This window comes from Monashia sp. HAY1-2A, assembly GCF_056755315.1.
Map to the genome: position 1 here is coordinate 1 of NZ_JBNDHY010000422.1, position 270 is coordinate 270.

The window sequence follows — 270 nt, forward strand, 5'->3', positions numbered from 1 at the left end:
GGTCAGCGACATGACCGGTTCAGTGCTCACCAACAGTGCCTTCGAGCAGACGCGGCGGTATATCGCCATCGCCGAGCGGGAAGCCACGGCCTCGGAAGTGCAGCTGTGAGGGAGGCAGTAGTCGTTTCGACGGCGAGAACGCCCATAGGCCGCGCGTATAAAGGGACGCTGAAATCCTCTACCGGGCCCGAGCTGGCGGCCCACGCGATCGCCGCCGCCGTTGACCGGGCCGGTTTGGACCCGGCCGAGGTCGAGGACGTCGTGCTGGGC

General features: G+C 67.0%; 1 protein-coding gene. It reads left to right on the plus strand.

The annotated features are described in order from the left end of the window. Positions 1–105: 105 nt before the first annotated feature. Positions 106–270, plus strand: a 165-nt coding sequence (locus ACPYOM_RS22565; protein WP_481347673.1) for a thiolase family protein, incomplete at its 3' end; no start/stop codon positions are given.